Genomic DNA, 17908 nt, shown 5'->3' with positions numbered 1-17908 from the left:
CAATTGTAAAATGCTGAAGGGTATAAATCATTTTTTGCAATTTTGAAAATTCACGATGAAGAAAATAACCAGCTTTCTAATCGCTGCATGTACTTTTAGCCATGCAGCATACGCGCAAAGCCCAGCACAAAATCTGATGCCAGATGGCAGCCATGATATGTATTTGGGCTTAGGTGTCTTATCGCGTCCTTTGTATGAGGGTGCTGCTAGCTCAAAACGCGTTGCAGTACCCGTCTTACAAATGCAATGGAGCAATGGACTTTTTGTGGCAGGAATGAGTGCAGGCTTGCATATGTCAAATCAGTATGGGCATGAGTTCGGTCCTATCATCATGCTTGAACCTAGCCGAACTCCTGATGGCACATCCAATACGATACAGTCGCCAGCATATGGTCAGTCCAGTGTGGTTGGACCTGGCTTAGAACAAAAATATCTCAAACAAAGTAACCGTTTAATAGGTATGGAAAATATCCATACACGATTATTAGCGGGAGGGTTTTACAACTTTCATGTTAGTAACAACTTGTGCAATACCAATACGCTGGTATTTGGTGCTGGCAATAATCGCCAAGGAATAAGGCTGAGTTCTGATCTTCGATACCACTTCAAAGACATTGCTCGTCATCACCAGCTGATCGTTGGTGTCGGCTTGAATCTAGTTAACAAAGCATATGCAGATAGTTATTTTGGCGTCAGCGAAGTTGAAGCTGGACGAAGCATTAATTCACCATTTGAATCGCGTGCCGGTATCAAAAATATTCACGCGGAAGCTTTTTGGAATTGGAATCTAAATGCATCTTGGTTAATTACCTCAAAGCTCAGTTTAAGCCAATTAGTAGGAAGCGCTAGTAAGAGCCCGTTAGTAGAACGTAAGACTAACGTCTATGTATCAACTGCACTGGCTTATCGTTTTTAGATTAAAAGAATAGTTTTCCATCTCAACCACTTATAAGCACACTAGCACATCGTGAAACTCCGTAACGCACTCTTCGCTCTTCTCACACTGACTTTTGCACACCATGCATTAGCGCAGTCTGCTGGCGAAGCAATACGTACAAAAGATGCTGAATGGATGAGCTATCGGGATGCCTATAAAACGATGCTTTGGTTTGAAAAATATAGCAAAGCAAAAAATCTCATTCAACTCCAATTACAAGTTGTACCAACGGATAAGTCGCTTTCAATTGATCAGCTCAAATTACACATTCTAGGAAAAACGACTCACCTTGACTTACCACTTGATGCACTCGGGCGTGCTTCCCTGCCTTTATTAAAAGCCGCTTATGATGACAACGCAGAGCTCGTCATTAATCAAAAAGAAGGACAGGCAGGATTTCGTTTTAGAACTAGTATTAATCTAAGAGCAGATGGCATTTATGAACTAGCAGATCTTCGCGCCGCCTGTGAGCAAACTTTAGGCTATCAAGCGTATATTGATCCCTCGGCGTATCGTGGAAAACGTTGCATTGGTGTGCGATTCGCGTTTGCTAAAAAAGATGCAGCCGCCACAGTAGAATTTAAATACTTAACGCAAAGTACCAATCTGGCTTTGACGGAAAATTCAGGTTTATGGCCAGATAGCCCACATCATTTCAAAACCAGTAATGTGATCTTTGGTGCCCCCGGTAATGTTCCTGCATTTACCCAAACAAGTCCAAAAATAGAAAAAGGGCAGATACACACACGTACCAGCCCTTTAGCGATCATCGCGCTGATCGAATAAACGATCAGCGCAACTCTTGAGACTTACTCCCATGCAGAGGGAGAAAACAAATAGCCCTCACCCCATACTGTTTTAATTTTCTCAGAATTTTGATCATCGAAACGACGGCGCAAACGTGAAATCAAGTTGTCGATACTACGATCTAGTCCATCAAATTCAATACCTCGCATTTTCTTCAAGATATCATCACGCGATAATACTTTGCCGGGTGATTCAACCAACACCATCAATAATTTAAACTCGGTGTTAGAAAGATCAACGACTTGCTGACGCCAATGTACCAGACGATCACTACGGGAAATCGATAATGCGCCGAATTGCAATGTATCAATATCTGCAGCATTACTGACATTAGCGGCACCTGGAATACGTCGAACCAGCGCTCGCAAGCGCGCCAGCAAAATTCTTGGTTGTACTGGCTTACTGACAAAATCATCAGCACCTTGCTCAAGTGCAGAAACCTCATCATATGAGTCTTCACGAGCGGTCAGGATTAAGATCGGCGCACGGCTAATTTCACGAATCTGACGGCATACCACCATGCCATCTAAACCCGGCAACATCAAATCTAACACGACCATGTCTGGCGAGGTCGATTGGAAATGTGCCAAAGCCAAATCCCCGCGTGACACCAAATCCACGGCGAATTCATAGGCTTGTAAATATTCGATAATTAAACTGGCGAGGCGTTCATCGTCCTCAACTAACATGACACGAAACATAGGCGTTCTCCTTCACCGCATTGTATAAGGACTAAACGCCAACGGCAATCCTCTGAGAGAAAAGAAGTCGCTGAAAGAACTACATTAGGAGAGAAAAGAAAGTGTCGCTTTAATATGAATTTGGTCTAGCTGAGCAATAGCAGAACTAAAAAACCAGTTACCAATATTATCAAGCCCATCGAAGACGAAGGCCATCAAAATTAAGCAGCAATTGCTACGGCTCGCGCTGGAAATTGTACGCAGAACTTACTACCAACATTGACGCTGGATTCAATCATCAATTGCGCGTCATGACGAATCAGCACATGTTTCACAATCGCCAATCCTAGACCTGTACCTTGTGTCTCTCGAGAACGACTTTTATCGACGCGATAAAAGCGTTCGGTTAAACGTGAAATGTGTTCTTGACTAATGCCAATTCCATTGTCTTGCACCACACACTTTGGTCCTTGTGGCGTGTTTTTCCAGATTAACTTAATTTCGCCATGCTCTGGCGTATAACGTACCGCGTTCGTCACCAAGTTGCTGATCGCGCTACGGATTTCATCACTGCTTCCCTGGATATCGGGACCGTCGAATTCCAAGCTAATTTGATGTCTGCCAGCAGACAAAGCCTGTGCTTCTTGGCAAATGTGGCGCAACATTAAATGCATATCGATATGTTCTGTACGGACTTTAAATTCCGTGGACTCAAGGCGACTTAAGGTCAGCATATCTTCCACCAATCGTTGCATACGCTCGCCCTGCTCTATCATCAACTTGACATGCGAAGATCGAATGGATACTTCCATATCTGGCTGCATAGACGCGATCTCAAGAAAACCATTAATTACGGTTAATGGTGTGCGCAACTCATGCGAAGCATTTGCAATAAAATCGCGACGCATCATATCAATCCGCTCTGATTCGGTAATGTCATGCGTGACCAAAATTTGACGGCGATTTTCAAAAGGAATCACATGCACAATCAATTTTCTATCGCGCAATGATAATGTGAGTGGTGTCTCATAGCGACCAAGAATAATATAATCAATAAACTCAGGCGTACGAACTAAATTCGTTACACGCATTCCTTTATCTCGCGACAAATCCAAGCCCAAGTGATGTTCAGCGATGGGATTACACCATTCCAAAAACATCACGTCATCCATAATCACCAAACCATCTGGCAACAAGGTCATCGCTTGTCGAAAACGTGCCAGCCATTCAGCCAATTCAGATTGATTCTTTTCATCGCCACGGCGAAGCTTATATAGGCGTGAAAAAATTTCTGTCCACGCCCCCCAACCATCAGGCAAGCGCGCGCTATTTGGATTATCCAGCCAGTCGGACAAGTTAAGTAGGTATTGCAATTGCACGACGATCAAAGCGATCATACTAAATAGCGCTAATACCAAGCCTGTCACCACGCCAAAAAAATAAGTAGCGACGGCAGACAAGGCCAGAATGATTGTCATACGGACAGCGGCTGAAATCCAAAAAACAAGATGTGGGCGCATTATGGAGTGATTCAAAATGAGTGACTGAGAAAGAATATCTCAGTCATGATAAGACAAGCGGTAACAAAACTATAGAATTAATAGCGATTACTTTTCTGACAGCATGTAACCAACACTACGGATCGTTTTGATTAATCCTTCCGCATTCTTCAGAACCTTGCGTAAACGAAGCACATGTACGTCAACAGTACGTTCTTCAATCACTACGTGGTCACCCCAAACTTTATCCAGTAATTGACTACGTGAGAATACCCGTTCAGGGTGTGCCATGAAGAATTTCAATAACTTGTACTCTGCATGTCCAATCTCAATTTTCTTATCATCAATTTTGACTGTGCAACTGACCGGGTCTAAATGCACATTGGCGATCACTAAGCTGGTTTGCGCGTGTTCTGGACTCTTACGACGCAACATCGCTTTGATACGCGCCGTCAATTCACGCGGTGAGAATGGCTTGGTGATGTAATCATCAGCGCCATGATCAAGACCTGAAATCTTATCTTCTTCCATGCTTTTTGCAGTCAACATAATGACTGGCATTTCATTGAAGTTACGATCAGAGCGGATTCTAGATAGCAGGCGCAGACCGCTTTGATCTGGCAACATCCAGTCGAGCAAAATTAATTGTGGCGTGCGATGCTGTAAAAATTCCCAAGCTTCTGCCGTATTTCCAACGGCGACGGTATTCCAACCTGCTGCACGCAAAGTAAAACTAATCAACTCACTAATCGCAGGCTCATCTTCTACGATCAATATCGTGGTTTTATCAACTGACATAGGGCTTTATTATTTTATTTGTTTCATTAATCGAGATTGTACGCGGTGCGCCTAAGAATCTCGCAACGCTCGCACTCGCATGAGTTCCAATAAACTGGGCCGCATGCGAGTCTGAGAATAAGCCTCAACCTAAATTAAGCTTGAGGTAAATTTTTCTCTTGCGAATTTTTCTCTTGCTTGCTGGCGACGTAGTCGGAGTGACGGATATCGCGTCCTTCAACGATGTAGATCGTGTGTTCAGCAATATTTTTTGCATGGTCACCAATCCGTTCAATCGCTTTTGCTACCCATAAAGCATCAAGTGCAAAAGAAATCGTGCCTGGATCTTCCATCATAAACGTAATCAAATTACGCATGATCGAGCGGAAATCGCTGTCAATGATTTCATCAAATGCGATTAATTGCACAGCTTTAGCATCGTCATGACGCGCGAATGCATCCAAAGATTGATGCAACATCTGCCCAACGCTATTGGCCAAAACGCGTACAGTTTCATAACCACTGAACATTGCATTACTACGATTTTTATTCATCATCTCTTGCGCAATGCGCGCAATTTTTGTTGATTCATCGCCAATGCGTTCCAAGTCGGTAATCACTTTACCGGTTGCCATCACAGTGCGTAAATCGTTAGCCGCTGGTTGACGTTTGACGATTAAGTGACTACACATATCGTCCAGCATCACTTCTAAACGATTGACTTCTTCGTCCGATTTAACAACCGCTGCTGCGTGTTCGCTATTGCCGGTGCGATAGCAAGACATCGCATCCTGAAAATGATTTTCAACTAAACCGCCCATTAATAACACTTGGGAACGGATTGCTTCTAAATCGTGATTGTACTGACTCGATGAATGTTCGCCTGTCATAGTAGCTCCTGAATTCTGATTGATCGTCAATGGTATCTGCAAAGTGTTCGCTACAATTAGCCAAAACGCCCGGTAATGTAATCTTGGGTTTCTTTGCGCACTGGGTTCATAAAGATATTATCTGTCTCACCAAATTCGACCAACTCGCCCAAATACATATAGGCGGTGTAATCGGAACAACGTGCCGCTTGTTGCATATTGTGCGTCACGATAGCGATGGTGTAGTCTTCTTTCAGCTCATTAATCAACTCTTCAATCTTCACTGTCGAGATGGGATCAAGCGCGGAAGTTGGTTCATCCAGCAGCAATACTTCTGGCTTAACCGCAACACCACGTGCGATACACAAACGCTGCTGCTGACCACCAGACAAACTTAAACCGCTGCTACTCAATTTGTCTTTTACTTCGTTCCACAAAGCGGCTTTTTTCAATGACCATTCGACACGTTCATCCATCTCGCCTTTAGACAGATTTTCGTACAAGCGAACACCAAACGCGATGTTGTCATAGACTGACATCGGGAACGGTGTTGGCTTTTGAAAGACCATACCAACTTTGGCGCGCAACATATTGATATCTTGACCTGGCAACAAAATGTTTTGACCGTTATAAATAATTTCACCAACAGCCTTTTGACCTGGGTACAAGTCATACATACGATTAAAAGTACGTAACAAAGTCGATTTACCACAGCCAGAAGGGCCGATAAACGCAGTCACTTTTTTATCATAAACTTTCAAATTCACATCTTGCAGACTACGATTACTTCCATAATAGAAATTCAAATTCTTCGTTTCTATGCAAGCTTTTTGCTCTACTACAGGTTTTGTATTTGGAATCATGATGTTCAGCTCTAAATTATTTATGCACTTTTTGTGCGAATACAGTACGTGACAGAATATTCAACGCTAAGACACTAAAGGTCACCAGCAAGGCACCCGTCCATGCAAGGCCGCGCCAATTATCGTAAGGGCTCATAGCGAACTGATAGATGACCACTGGTAAATTAGCCATCGGCTTATTCATGTCCGTATTAATAAATTGATTGTTCAAGGCAGTAAAAAGCAGAGGTGCTGTTTCACCAGAAATACGTGCCACGGCCAGCAATACACCAGTCAAAATACCTGCTTTCACTGCCTTCACACGAATGAATAAAGCGACTTTCCAACGTGGAGCGCCGAGTGCAAATGCCGCTTCACGCAAGCTTGTCGGCACTAATGCCAACATATTGTCAGTAGTACGCACCACCACCGGTATCGCAATCAAAGAAATTGCTAATGTACCTGCCCAACCGGAGAAGTGTTTAATGTGAGCGACATAGATTGCATATACAAATAAACCAATCACCACAGAAGGTGCAGACAACATAATGTCCGTGACGAAACGGGTCAAATCACTGAACCAATTTTTCTCACCATATTCTGCCAAATAGATACCTGCAAGTATGCCGATCGGCGTACTGATCAAGGTCGCGAAACCCACCATCATTAAACTACCCAGTAAGGCGTTCGCTAAACCACCACCTTCCTCACCTGGTGCAGGCGTTGCCGTTGTAATTGCTTCCCAACTCAATGAGCCTAAACCTTTTGTGACCAAAGTCAGCAGAATCCACATCAAGAAAAACACACCCAATGCCATCGCAGCGGTCGAGAAGAAAATACCAATTTTATGTTTGCGCAAACGCGACTTATAAACAGAATTCACAGCAGCTTGGGTCATTTCACACCTTCTTTTCTTTTCATGCCAAGTAACAGCAATTTTGCAGATGCCAACACCACAAATGTAATGACAAATAAGATTAAGCCTAATAAGAATAATGAGGCGACATGCAACTCAGATTCGGCTTCTGCAAATTCATTCGCTAAGCTAGAGGCAATACTATTTCCGCCTGCGAAAAGTGACCAATGTAATTTATGCGCATTACCAATGACAAAGGTAATTGCCATCGTCTCACCAAGGGCACGCCCTAAGCCCAACATCACACCACCAATAACGCCTGCTTTGGTGTAAGGCAAAACAATTTTGCGCACCACTTCCCAACGAGTGCAACCTAATCCATAAGCAGACTCTTTCAACACAGGCGGGACAATTTCGAACACATCACGCATCACAGAAGCGATGAAAGGAATAATCATAATTCCGAGAATGATGCCTGCGGTTAACACACCAATACCGATCATTGAGCCAGAAAAAAGCACGCCCACTACGGGCAACTTACCCAGAGTACTAGCCAGAAGCGGTTGGCCCCATGCACTAAAAAATGGCGCAAAAATAAATAGCCCCCACATGCCATAAATAATACTAGGAACACCTGCCAACAATTCCACAGCTGTACCGAGCGGGCGCTTCAGCCAAACTGGGCAAATCTCAGTCAAAAACAATGCGATGCCGAAGCTAATAGGAAAAGCGATTAATAATGCAATACCTGAAGTTACTAAGGTACCGACGATAGCAATCATGCCACCGTATTTATCATTGATTGGATCCCACTCTACTGTGGTAATAAAGGCGAATCCGAATTCTTTCATCGCCGGCAATGCGCCGTAAAACAAAGATACAACGATACCGACCAAGACTAATAAAACCATCAGCGCAAAGCTAAAGGTCAATTTATGAAACAGAAAATCTTGCAATTTCTGTTTTCGCATAGTCGAACTATGCGCAATTGTTTGAGTTGTTTGAGTGCTTGTCATCACTTGACTATCTTCCTGTATTTCATCCCTGACTAACGAAGATGAAGAGTTCTAAGCTGGAGTAGATATTTTTTTACTTTTTATATGCAAACATCCCAACCAAGAGTCGGGATGTTTGACGTCATTTACTTCACAATAATCAACACAAACTGATTAATACAAAGCCTTACCAGATGCATCTTTCAAACTTGCTTTCCAGCTCGCTTGAATCAATTTAACGACATCCGCTGGCAATGGAACATATTCCAATTCAGTTGCCATTACAGAACCATTTGCAAACGCCCAGTCAAAGAACTTAACAACTTCTTGTGTGTTCGCTGCATTCGCTGGCACTTTATGTAACAAGATGAAAGTTGCACCACTGATAGGCCAAGTTGCTTTACCAGCTTGATTCGTCAAGATCACACCCATACCTGGTGTTTTCGCCCAATCAGCACCAGAAGCAGCTGCTTTAAAGTTCGCATCATCTGGCTGTACAAATTGACCATCCAGATTTTTCACTTGTGTATGGATCATTTTGTTACGCTTAACATAAGCATACTCAACATAACCGATAGAACCCTTGATACGTTGTACGTTTGCGGCAACGCCTTCATTACCTTTACCGCCCAAGCCTACTGGCCACTTAACCGCAGTGCCAGAACTAACTGTGGATTTAAATTCTGGGCTTACTTTAGACAAATAGTCAGTCCAGATAAATGTCGTACCAGAACCATCAGAACGGTGCACAACAGTAATGTCTTCTGCTGGCAATTTCACACCTGGATTAATCGCAGCGATTTCTGCAGCATTCCATTTAGTGACCGTACCCATATAAATCTTCGCCAACACTTCACCAGTCATCTTCAATTGACCTGGAGCGATACCTTCCAAATTAATCACTGGTACCACACCACCGATAACCGCAGGGAACTGCATCATGCCGTCTGCGTTTAAGTCTTCTATCTTCAACGGCATATCTGTCGCGCCGAAGTCAACTGTCTTAGCCTTGATCTGTTTAATACCGCCACCAGAACCGATGGATTGATAATTAATAGTATTTCCCGTTGCTTTTTTGTAAGCATCTGCCCACTTAGCATAGATTGGGTAAGGGAAAGTCGCGCCAGCGCCAGTGACTTCAGCAGCGTGCACAGACGAAAAAGCCAATGCAGCACCAGCCGCCATGACTAAAGACTTAACAATACGATTAAATTGCATATTGACCTCATGTAATTGGGAAAACAAATCTATAAATCTATCTATAAACCGATATGTAACTTCAAGAATTAAGCATGTTGCTTGTGCACTGAAATAACATGAGGCGAACTTTACTAGCCCATTATTACAAGAATATGACAGACTTTATTGATCTATGAAATATTTGATTTAATGAAATAATTCTGTCACAAACTTGTCACAATAGATAACTACAATCTTTGCAAAGTTTAGTACGCCCCCGTGCCAAACACCGTCTTTACCATTAGATCAAAATCAAAATCGCAATGATGAATCCTGATGTCACAAATAATGTCATTGACACGACAGAAGCAATCGAGGTTAATGCAAGTTCCTCTATTCCAACAGGCGGTACCGTGAGCCATAAAGCGACAAGTGATAGTGAATCAGCATTAATGGCAGCTTGGGGATTATCACGTTCCGCCATTTATTTAGACAGAGAAACCTCACAGATCGCTTTTAATTGGCGTGTATTGGCGCAAGCAGAAGACAAAAGTATTCCTTTGTTAGAGCGTCTAAAGTATTTGTGTATTGTTGGTAGTAATTTGGATGAGTTCTTTGAAGTTAGAGTAGCGAGCTTGTTGGCGCAAAATACCATCGATGGTCAGCTTGCCCAACACGCCGCATTCACTAGCATGATGGGACGCATAGACAAAGAATGCCATGCGCTGGAAATCCGGCAATATGAAGTCTTAAATCAAGATATCTTGCCAGCGCTATCACGCAAAGGCATACATTTATTACGCCACACCGAAAGAACCGAAGCCCAACGCGCTTGGGTTAAATCCTATTTCGACCGCGAAGTACGCCCCTTATTAACACCGATAGGCTTAGATCCAGCGCATCCGTTTCCACAAGTCGTCAACAAAAGTCTGAACTTTATTGTTTCACTGGCTGGCAAAGACGCCTTTGGGCGAGGTACCGCCATCGCGATTGTGAAAGCGCCACGGGTGTTACCACGAGTTATTAAGATTCCCGATGAGCTCACCGAAAAAGGTCAAGCCTTCTGCTTACTCTCTTCAGTCATCCACGCGCACATTGGTGATTTGTTTAATGATCGTGAAGTGCTCGCCTATTCACAATTTCGTGTTACCCGCGATAGCGATTTGTGGGTAGATGAAGATGAAGTAAAAAATTTGCGCCAAGCCTTACAAGGCGAATTACAAGGTCGTCAATTTGGTATGGCCGTGCGGCTGGAAGTTGCAAAAAACTGCCCAGAAGCTTTGTCACAATTCTTACTCGAACAATTTTCGCTCAGTAAAGATCGTCTGTATGCCGTCGATGGTCCGGTCAACATGGTGCGACTGTCAGAATTAATCGATCATGTGAATCAGGCCAATCTGCGCTTCCCTGCTTTTTCTGCTAAGCCGGATACCAAACTGGCGCAAAAAAATATTTTCGATGTCTTAAACAAACAAGATATTTTATTGCACCATCCATTTCAGCCCTTCCAAACGGTCATCGATTTTATCCGCACGGCTTCACTCGATCCTAACGTGCTGGCGATTAAGCAGACGATTTATCGCACGGGTATGAATTCTGATTTAATGGAATCCTTAATCACTGCCGCTCGCATGGGTAAGGAAGTCACGGTGGTGGTGGAATTGATGGCGCGCTTTGATGAAGAAGCCAATATCAATTGGGCTGATCGCTTACAAAGAGCGGGGGCGCAAGTTGTGTACGGCGTGGTTGGTTTAAAAACCCACGCCAAATTGGCTTTGGTGATTCGACGTGAAGAAGGTGGCGGTCTTCGTCACTATGCGCACTTAGGTACTGGCAATTATCATCCATCAACCACACGCTTTTACACCGACTTTGGTTTATTGACCGCGCATCCGAAAAAAGCAGCGGAAGTGAATGAAGTTTTTATTCATCTCACTGGCTTAACCAAACCGAAGAAACTTGAGCACCTGTGGTTAGCACCATTTTTCTTACAACCAAAGATCATCAAAGCCATTCGCAATGAAGCCCGCATTGCGCGGGAAGGTCGTCCTGGTCGCATCATTGCCAAGATGAATGCCTTGGTTGATGAGTCGGTGATCCGTGCTTTATATGCAGCTTCTGCTGATGGCGTTAAAATTGATCTGATCGTACGCGGTGCTTGCACCTTGCGTCCTGGTGTGCCTGGCCTGTCTGAGAATATTACTGTGCGCTCTATCATCGGACGTTTTTTAGAGCATTCACGTATCTATTACTTCCGTAATGATCTGGAACACGATGTTTATCTTGCGAGCGCGGACTGGATGAGTCGCAATCTGTTCCGTCGCATCGAAGTGGCGTTCCCAGTCTTAGAAAAAAATCTCAAAAAACGCATCATCACTGAGGGCTTAGATCCCTATTTAAAAGACAATCAAAATTCTTGGGTACTGGCCTCCGATGGCAGTTATGAGCGTAAAAAAGTGCGCGGCAAGCAAAAACCGTTTAGCGCACAACAATACCTGATGCAGACTTTGGGTTCACCAGAATCCGAAGATGAATGAGGACACGCTAAGGCAACAAAAAGAAACTGAAGGAAAAGAGATGGACTTAATTCTCTGGCGTCATGCTGAAGCTGAACCAGGTAGTGAAGAACTAGCCGATGCTTTGCGCCGCCTTACGCCTAAAGGTCAAAAACAAGCGCAGAAAATGGCTTACTGGCTAGATAGTGTTTTGCCTGACAATTGCAGAATTTTAGTCAGCCCTGCAATTCGCACCCGAGAAACCATGGCCGCCCTTTCTAAACTGAATCGTAAATTCAAAATTGCGCCAGAAATTGGAACTGAGGCAAGTGCGAACGATTTACTGAAAGCGGCAAATTGGCCAGATTCACGCGAATCTGTACTCTTGATTGGACATCAACCCAGTCTAGGAGAAGTCGCCGCACAATTAATTACGCCACAACAAAATGAATGCGCTGTGCGTAAAGGCAATGTCTGGTGGATCACACAAAAGGAACGTGATGGTGAAGGTTTGAGGACTTATTTGAAAGCGATCATGTCACCAGACTTGATCATCAAATAAAAGAAAGCAAAGTTTCAGGGGCAACTTGCAATCAATGTTTTACGCCCAACAACATTTTCCATTCATGCTGGCAAAGCGACTTGATGCAGCTCTGTATTTTGTTCTTGATGTACGACATCATGCCAAGTAACTAATCGAAGCTCTCCGTCAGCCTCCTCAATTAAGGCCGATAAACTCTCCACCCAATCACCATCATTGCAATAAATGATGCCATCAATATGACGAATTTCAGGCTTGTGGATATGGCCGCAAATCACACCATCAAGACCACGCTTACGCGCTTCGTCCGCTAATGCATCTTCAAATTTGGTGATATAACTTACAGCATTTTTGACCTTTGATTTCAAATATTGCGATAGCGACCAATAGGGTAAACCTGCGCGGGCGCGCCACTGATTAAAGACTTGATTGACTTTCAAAATCACGGTGTACATGCTGTCACCTAAATAAGCTAACCACTTAGCACAAGCAATCACGCCGTCAAAGCGATCACCATGCAACACCAACATGCGCTTACCATCCGCTGTCGTATGCACTAATTCATCACGTACTTGTATGCCACCAAAGTCGAGCTCAATGAATTGACGTGCAGCTTCGTCGTGATTGCCGGGAACAAAAATCACATTCGTTCCCTTCTTGGCTTTTTTCAACACAGTTTGCACGATATTGTTATGGGTTTGATCCCAGTACCAACGTCGCTTTAACTGCCAGCCGTCGATGATGTCACCGACCAGATATAAAGTTTCAGATTCGGTTGCTTTCAAAAACTCGAGCAAACGTTTGGCCTGGCATCCGGGAGTTCCAAGATGCAGATCAGAAATCCAGATAGTTCGAAAATGTTTAATATTTTTTTTAGGCGATTTAGGCAATTTTGGATGCTTTAAAAGCTTTTGCATTTTCTTCTCGAGGAACTGATCTGCTGGCATCATTTGGCGATATCCTCAGTGCCGTAATGCTTGGCGTAACGATTATCTAAGTTGGCTAGCGGCAGCATCACAAACAAATCTGCGCTATGGAAATCAGGATCCCACGCCGGTTCGCCACAAATCCAGGCTCCCGCGCGCAAATAGCCTTTCAACAGCGGCGGAATACGCGCCTCGTGTCCATCATCCATACTATCTAAAGGAAAAGGCAGATGCGGCGTTACACGATAATCTAAAGGAGCGAACGCTTCCTCGTTGAAACCACGATAAATTGCTGCAGCATTATGGCCGCCATCAGCAAGACTAATACTGGCGCAGCCAATCAAAAACTCGCAACGTTCCTTACGCATATATGCGGCTAAGCCGGCCCACAGCAACATGATCACCGCACCACTGCGATAGTCAGGGTGAATACATGCGCGCCCTGCTTCTGCAATGCTGCCGCGAATATTTTGCAGGCGAGACAAATCAAATTCACCTTCAGAATAATAGCGTCCGATTTGACGTGCTGCATTCGGACTCAAAATGCGATACGTGCCAACCACTTTCAAAGATTTAGTATCGCGCACAATTAGATGATCGCAATATTCGTCGAATTCATCTTTGTCTAAGCAATCATCGTTGGCCAAAGCCGTTAAGCCCATCGCCTCAATAAAAACTTTATAGCGCAAACGCTGGACTTCTTTGACTTCCTTTTTGGTACTGGCAAGACTGAGACTTAGTTTGGAAAAATTTGGACTGGCATCGCCCGGTATCGTCAACACTCTCATGCGCTGGTCTCCTTTATTCAAATCAGCATTTAGCGTGCAGAATAAAGAGCGAATACTTCAAGACTGTGACAATTACATGTCCGTTTTGTGACAATGTAAAAGTACAACAAAGCTGACCTGCTTCATCAGGTTCATGCGCCAGTCATGAAATACCCCACCAAACAAAAGAAATATTGCATAATCACAATTATTCTAAAACTCAGGAGGTCCAATGAGCATCGCACTCACTGTTTTCGTCAAGGCGCTCATCGTAGTACCCGTAACCCTGTTACCAATTCTTAATCCCATCGCAGTTGCCCCTATCTTCTTGTCAATGACAGGACCAATGGATCAAGTCATGGCAAACCGATTGGCCAAGCGAATCGCGATTAATTGTTTCTTCTTATTAATGGGTGCGGTCTTTGTCGGTTCTTACGTACTTGACTTCTTTGGCATCTCATTACCAATCGTTCGCGTTGCTGGTGGCATTGTGGTTGGCATGGCGGGTTGGAAATTACTCAATGACCAAGGCCAAGATAAACTGCGCACTTCAGTCGCTGCCTCAGCCGACAAATGGACCAAAGAAGAATTGCGTCGCCACAGTTTTTATCCATTTAGTTTCCCGCTCACGGTTGGACCCGGCGCGATTGCCGCATCCATCACTTTAGGGGCGCAGTTACCAAATAAGCCTGTTGACTGGTTAATTACGGGTTTAGCCGCGACGATTGGTGTTTTTCTGACCACGATCGCGATATTTTTGTCCTACCGCTTTGCACGTAACTTAGAAAGCTTCTTAGGCGACGTTGGCGCAACCGTCTTGATGCGTTTATCTGCATTCATCTTGCTGTGTATTGGTATCGAAATTGGCTGGTCTGGCTTCTCTGAATTATTAGAAGATTTGAAGATGCGTCGATAAAGACTTAGCCACTTGCTGTCAGCAATGAAAATGGCTTGTTGATCCCCGTAATGCCGATTACAAGGATCAACAAGCCATTATGTTTTAAGCCACTGGGCTAAGGTGTTTTTACCTAAGCAGCCTCTGTGTCAGTTGCATTCACATCTTGTAACATTAATGCATGTTCAACTTGTGTAGACTCATCGCCGACACGACTTTTCCATGCTTTCATAAAGTAAATTCTTTCCAGCTCAGTTGGTGCCTCGTGCCAAAGCACCATCAGCGTACCTTTGTGATCATGTAACTTCGCTAGCTTAATAATGCATTGCTCATTTCCATCTGCATCTGCCAAAGCGATCGCATAGCCATATACCCGATTTAATCGCTCGATCCGATCTGGTTCGGTCTCACTGTGCGTGGCTGAGATTTTGGCGTGATCTAAAAACATAGCATTCTCCTGAAATTCTTAGCATATGAAGTTTTTCATTTTAGCCCATCACTTACCAACCCGGTATGTTTTAAGCAAAATCAGCGGGATGTCGCCAAATAATCAACTCGTGCTTACAACGATTCCAGGCAAGAAACAAAGTTTTACTTTCCAGCAGGCGGACAATTTGCTTTAATAGTCTGGATCATCACTCTCCATGTCAGGCAAACTCCGCATGTTCATCGCAAGGGAATTATGAAAAATGCCTATCTCTATTTTATCGAACGTATTCTGCCTAGCAGGATTAGCTACCGCTTAGCCCTCAGTTACTTATTAATTCTCTGCTTATTTATTATTGTTGTCGTTCGCAGCGTAACGCAAGTGCAGGACGTATCACGCCGCAGCCAAGAGTTTGCCAGCCAAGATTTACAAAAATTACTACAAGTACAAAATCTAGCGCTCGACATTGAGGGTTCGACCAGTGCCTTAGTCTTGATTTTCAACGCGACGCAAGAGAAACGCAAACCAGCTTATGACGCGATTGATGCCAAGAAAAAACACATCGACGAATTAATTCAAAAACTCAGCGCAGAATCTGACGATGAAGTCCAGCTCATCTGTTTGCAAAGATTGGCGGTAACACATCAAGAATATCGCCAGTCGTATTTGAATTTATTTGATGAGATTGAACTTGATAATCCAGATGGTGCAAAACAAGTCTTCGAAACTCAAGTTGCTCCCGCACGCCAAGCATTTTTAAGTGAAAGCAATGTGTTATTGGATCTCGCCAAACAACGCATACAGCAAAGGCAAGAAGAAGAACAAGAAGATCTGGAAAGACTCAAACTCCAAATTCTTGCTATATCTGTCCTTGCTGTGTTGTCAGGGATCGTACTCGCATTCATCACCCAAAGCAGCGTAGTGCAACCATTAAGTATGTTGGAGCAAAGTGCCTTGAGAATTGCCGCTGGAGATTACGGCAGTAAAGTGCCGCCTACCCGCACCACCGAGGTGGCGCAAGTAAGCCATGCACTCAATATCATGACGGATGCGATCGCTAGTCGCGAAGCAGAAATCGAACAGCTAGCGTATTACGATAGCTTAAGTAATTTGCCCAATCGGACACGCTTACTGAGAAAATTTGAACAGCAAGATTTGCAACATCATGCCATGATCTTGATGGATGTTGCGCGTCTAAAAATCGTCAATGAAACTTTGGGTTTCGGTACCGGCGATACCTTAATTGTTGAAACCAGCCAGCGTCTGCAGCGCGCACTAAGTCATCATACCGATACGATGACTTTCTTAGCAAAATTTTCTGGTGGGCAGTTCGCCCTATTTTGTGCCGCCAAACCAGATTCAGAGTCAAACACCAAGCGTTTAGTCGAACAAATCATCAATGATATTAAGCTGGAACTCAACGTCCCTGTTCAATGCGGTAACTACAGCGTAGATGTGAATCTGGTATTTGGTATTGCCTTGGCAAATTCTGAAACCAAGAATTTAGCCACGTTAATTCGTAACGCTGAAGTTGCGTTATATGCGGCGAAAGAACATAGTGAAACTAGTGCTTGGTATTCTGATGCGCAAGAAGCATCGCGCTTAGGCCACCTAAGTCTGTTATCAGATCTGCGTTCTGCGATTCAAAATAATGAATTGCAAATGTGGTTGCAACCGAAGATCCACTTACATGATCTGCGTTGTTATGGCTTTGAGGCACTGGTACGTTGGCAGCATCCACAACGTGGTTTTATATCACCCATTGAATTTATTCCTTTCGCGGAACGTGCTGGCTATATCAGCCATGTGACTAATTGGATGCTACAACAGGCAGCACAAACCTTGGCTAGCTGGCAAAGCCGGTATCCACATCTAAGCATTGCAGTCAATGTCAGCACCAATGATTTACGCGATCAACAATTTCCTGAACGGGTCAGGCATTTAATTCAGCAATATCAGCTTAGACCAGAAAATCTACAGCTAGAATTGACTGAAAGTGGCATCATGGAAAATCCCGATAATGCGATTCCCTTGCTACAGACCTTAAGAGCCACCGGAATTGGCCTATCGATTGATGATTTCGGTACAGGCCATTCCTCACTGGCTTATCTACAAAAGCTTCCGGTATCCGAATTAAAGATAGATCGCAGTTTTGTGATTGATATCGACCAACAGGATTCAACGCAAAAGTTGGTGAGAACCATCGTCGAGATGGGGCATGGTTTGGATCTACATGTGATTGCTGAAGGCATAGAAACACAAGCAGAACGCGACACCTTAATCAAGCTAGGTTGCGATTCTATTCAAGGTTATTTCGCTAGCAAGCCACTACACGGTAACGCTCTGGAACAGTGGCTACAATCATTGCCAACTGACCGAGCCTGAGTGTCGGCTATCGATCTAAGTCTATGCTTTA

At 43.9% G+C, this 17908-nt stretch carries 17 protein-coding genes; 6 read left to right on the top strand and 11 right to left on the bottom strand.

What is annotated here, in order from left to right; genetic code table 11:
• The first annotated feature begins 55 nt into the window (after positions 1-55).
• Both H8K33_RS09645 and H8K33_RS09640 read left to right on the top strand, forming a co-directional pair.
• The gene (locus H8K33_RS09645; RefSeq protein WP_186890805.1) at positions 56-916 is read left to right on the top strand and encodes a MipA/OmpV family protein; all 861 of its coding nucleotides are present in this window, start codon (positions 56-58) and stop codon (positions 914-916) included.
• A 51-nt stretch (positions 917-967) separates the two neighbouring features.
• Complete coding sequence (locus tag H8K33_RS09640; protein WP_186890804.1) at positions 968-1723, top strand: hypothetical protein; 756 nt, start codon at positions 968-970, stop codon at positions 1721-1723.
• 23 nt (positions 1724-1746) lie between these two features.
• Here the strand turns inward: H8K33_RS09640 and H8K33_RS09635 are convergent, their stop codons facing one another.
• The 8 genes from H8K33_RS09635 to pstS all read right to left on the bottom strand — a co-directional run bounded on the left by H8K33_RS09635 (position 1747) and on the right by pstS (position 9480).
• On the bottom strand, positions 1747-2445 hold the full coding sequence (locus tag H8K33_RS09635) for a response regulator (RefSeq protein ID WP_246443473.1): 699 nt from the start codon (positions 2443-2445) through the stop codon (positions 1747-1749).
• Between the two features lie 200 nt (positions 2446-2645).
• Positions 2646-3944, bottom strand: coding sequence for a phosphate regulon sensor histidine kinase PhoR (phoR, locus tag H8K33_RS09630; protein ID WP_186890803.1), 1299 nt, complete (start codon positions 3942-3944; stop codon positions 2646-2648).
• Positions 3945-4031: 87 nt separating this feature from the next.
• Positions 4032-4721, bottom strand: a complete 690-nt coding sequence (gene phoB, locus H8K33_RS09625) for a phosphate regulon transcriptional regulator PhoB (RefSeq protein ID WP_186890802.1) — start codon at positions 4719-4721, stop codon at positions 4032-4034.
• 134 nt (positions 4722-4855) lie between these two features.
• The gene (gene phoU, locus H8K33_RS09620) at positions 4856-5590 is read right to left on the bottom strand and encodes a phosphate signaling complex protein PhoU (RefSeq protein ID WP_186890801.1); all 735 of its coding nucleotides are present in this window, start codon (positions 5588-5590) and stop codon (positions 4856-4858) included.
• Between the two features lie 56 nt (positions 5591-5646).
• Entirely contained in the window at positions 5647-6432 is a 786-nt protein-coding gene (gene pstB / locus H8K33_RS09615) for a phosphate ABC transporter ATP-binding protein PstB (protein WP_186890800.1), read from the bottom strand.
• A 16-nt stretch (positions 6433-6448) separates the two neighbouring features.
• Positions 6449-7309: a phosphate ABC transporter permease PstA gene (gene pstA / locus H8K33_RS09610; protein ID WP_186890799.1), complete on the bottom strand. Its 861-nt coding sequence runs from the start codon at positions 7307-7309 to the stop codon at positions 6449-6451.
• Complete coding sequence (pstC, locus tag H8K33_RS09605; RefSeq protein ID WP_186890798.1) at positions 7306-8283, bottom strand: phosphate ABC transporter permease subunit PstC; 978 nt, start codon at positions 8281-8283, stop codon at positions 7306-7308. Before pstC ends, pstA begins: the two co-directional genes overlap by 4 nt.
• A gap of 153 nt (positions 8284-8436) precedes the next feature.
• Positions 8437-9480 (bottom strand): phosphate ABC transporter substrate-binding protein PstS, encoded by a 1044-nt coding sequence (gene pstS / locus H8K33_RS09600; protein WP_186890797.1) that lies wholly within the window; start codon positions 9478-9480, stop codon positions 8437-8439.
• A gap of 413 nt (positions 9481-9893) precedes the next feature.
• Between pstS and ppk1 the strand changes: the two genes are divergently transcribed.
• Both ppk1 and H8K33_RS09590 read left to right on the top strand, forming a co-directional pair.
• On the top strand, positions 9894-11978 hold the full coding sequence (gene ppk1 / locus H8K33_RS09595) for a polyphosphate kinase 1 (RefSeq protein WP_186890992.1): 2085 nt from the start codon (positions 9894-9896) through the stop codon (positions 11976-11978).
• A gap of 40 nt (positions 11979-12018) precedes the next feature.
• On the top strand, positions 12019-12498 hold the full coding sequence (locus H8K33_RS09590; protein WP_186890796.1) for a SixA phosphatase family protein: 480 nt from the start codon (positions 12019-12021) through the stop codon (positions 12496-12498).
• A 62-nt stretch (positions 12499-12560) separates the two neighbouring features.
• On the opposite strand, the gene H8K33_RS09585 is transcribed toward H8K33_RS09590, so the two are convergent.
• Both H8K33_RS09585 and H8K33_RS09580 read right to left on the bottom strand, forming a co-directional pair.
• A complete protein-coding gene (locus tag H8K33_RS09585) occupies positions 12561-13394 on the bottom strand; it encodes a UDP-2,3-diacylglucosamine diphosphatase (protein ID WP_246443472.1) in 834 nt (277 codons plus the stop codon).
• A gap of 29 nt (positions 13395-13423) precedes the next feature.
• Positions 13424-14191 carry a GNAT family N-acetyltransferase gene (locus H8K33_RS09580; protein ID WP_186890794.1) on the bottom strand — a complete coding sequence of 256 codons (768 nt, stop codon included), beginning with the start codon at positions 14189-14191 and terminating at the stop codon, positions 13424-13426.
• A 211-nt stretch (positions 14192-14402) separates the two neighbouring features.
• On the opposite strand from H8K33_RS09580, the gene H8K33_RS09575 reads away from it, so the two are divergent.
• Positions 14403-15086, top strand: a complete 684-nt coding sequence (locus tag H8K33_RS09575) for a MarC family protein (protein ID WP_186890793.1) — start codon at positions 14403-14405, stop codon at positions 15084-15086.
• A gap of 112 nt (positions 15087-15198) precedes the next feature.
• On the opposite strand, the gene H8K33_RS09570 is transcribed toward H8K33_RS09575, so the two are convergent.
• Entirely contained in the window at positions 15199-15513 is a 315-nt protein-coding gene (locus tag H8K33_RS09570; protein ID WP_186890792.1) for a hypothetical protein, read from the bottom strand.
• 234 nt (positions 15514-15747) lie between these two features.
• Here H8K33_RS09570 and H8K33_RS09565 point away from each other — a divergent pair, with 234 nt between their 5' ends.
• Positions 15748-17877 (top strand): EAL domain-containing protein, encoded by a 2130-nt coding sequence (locus H8K33_RS09565; protein ID WP_186890791.1) that lies wholly within the window; start codon positions 15748-15750, stop codon positions 17875-17877.
• Positions 17878-17908: the final 31 nt, after the last annotated feature.

Source organism: Affinundibacterium amnicola (genome assembly GCF_014284275.1).
Lineage (GTDB): Bacteria > Pseudomonadota > Gammaproteobacteria > Burkholderiales > Burkholderiaceae_D > Undibacterium > Undibacterium amnicola.
Note: the sequence above shows the minus strand (reverse complement) of the source record. Positions and strands in the feature narration are given on the sequence as shown.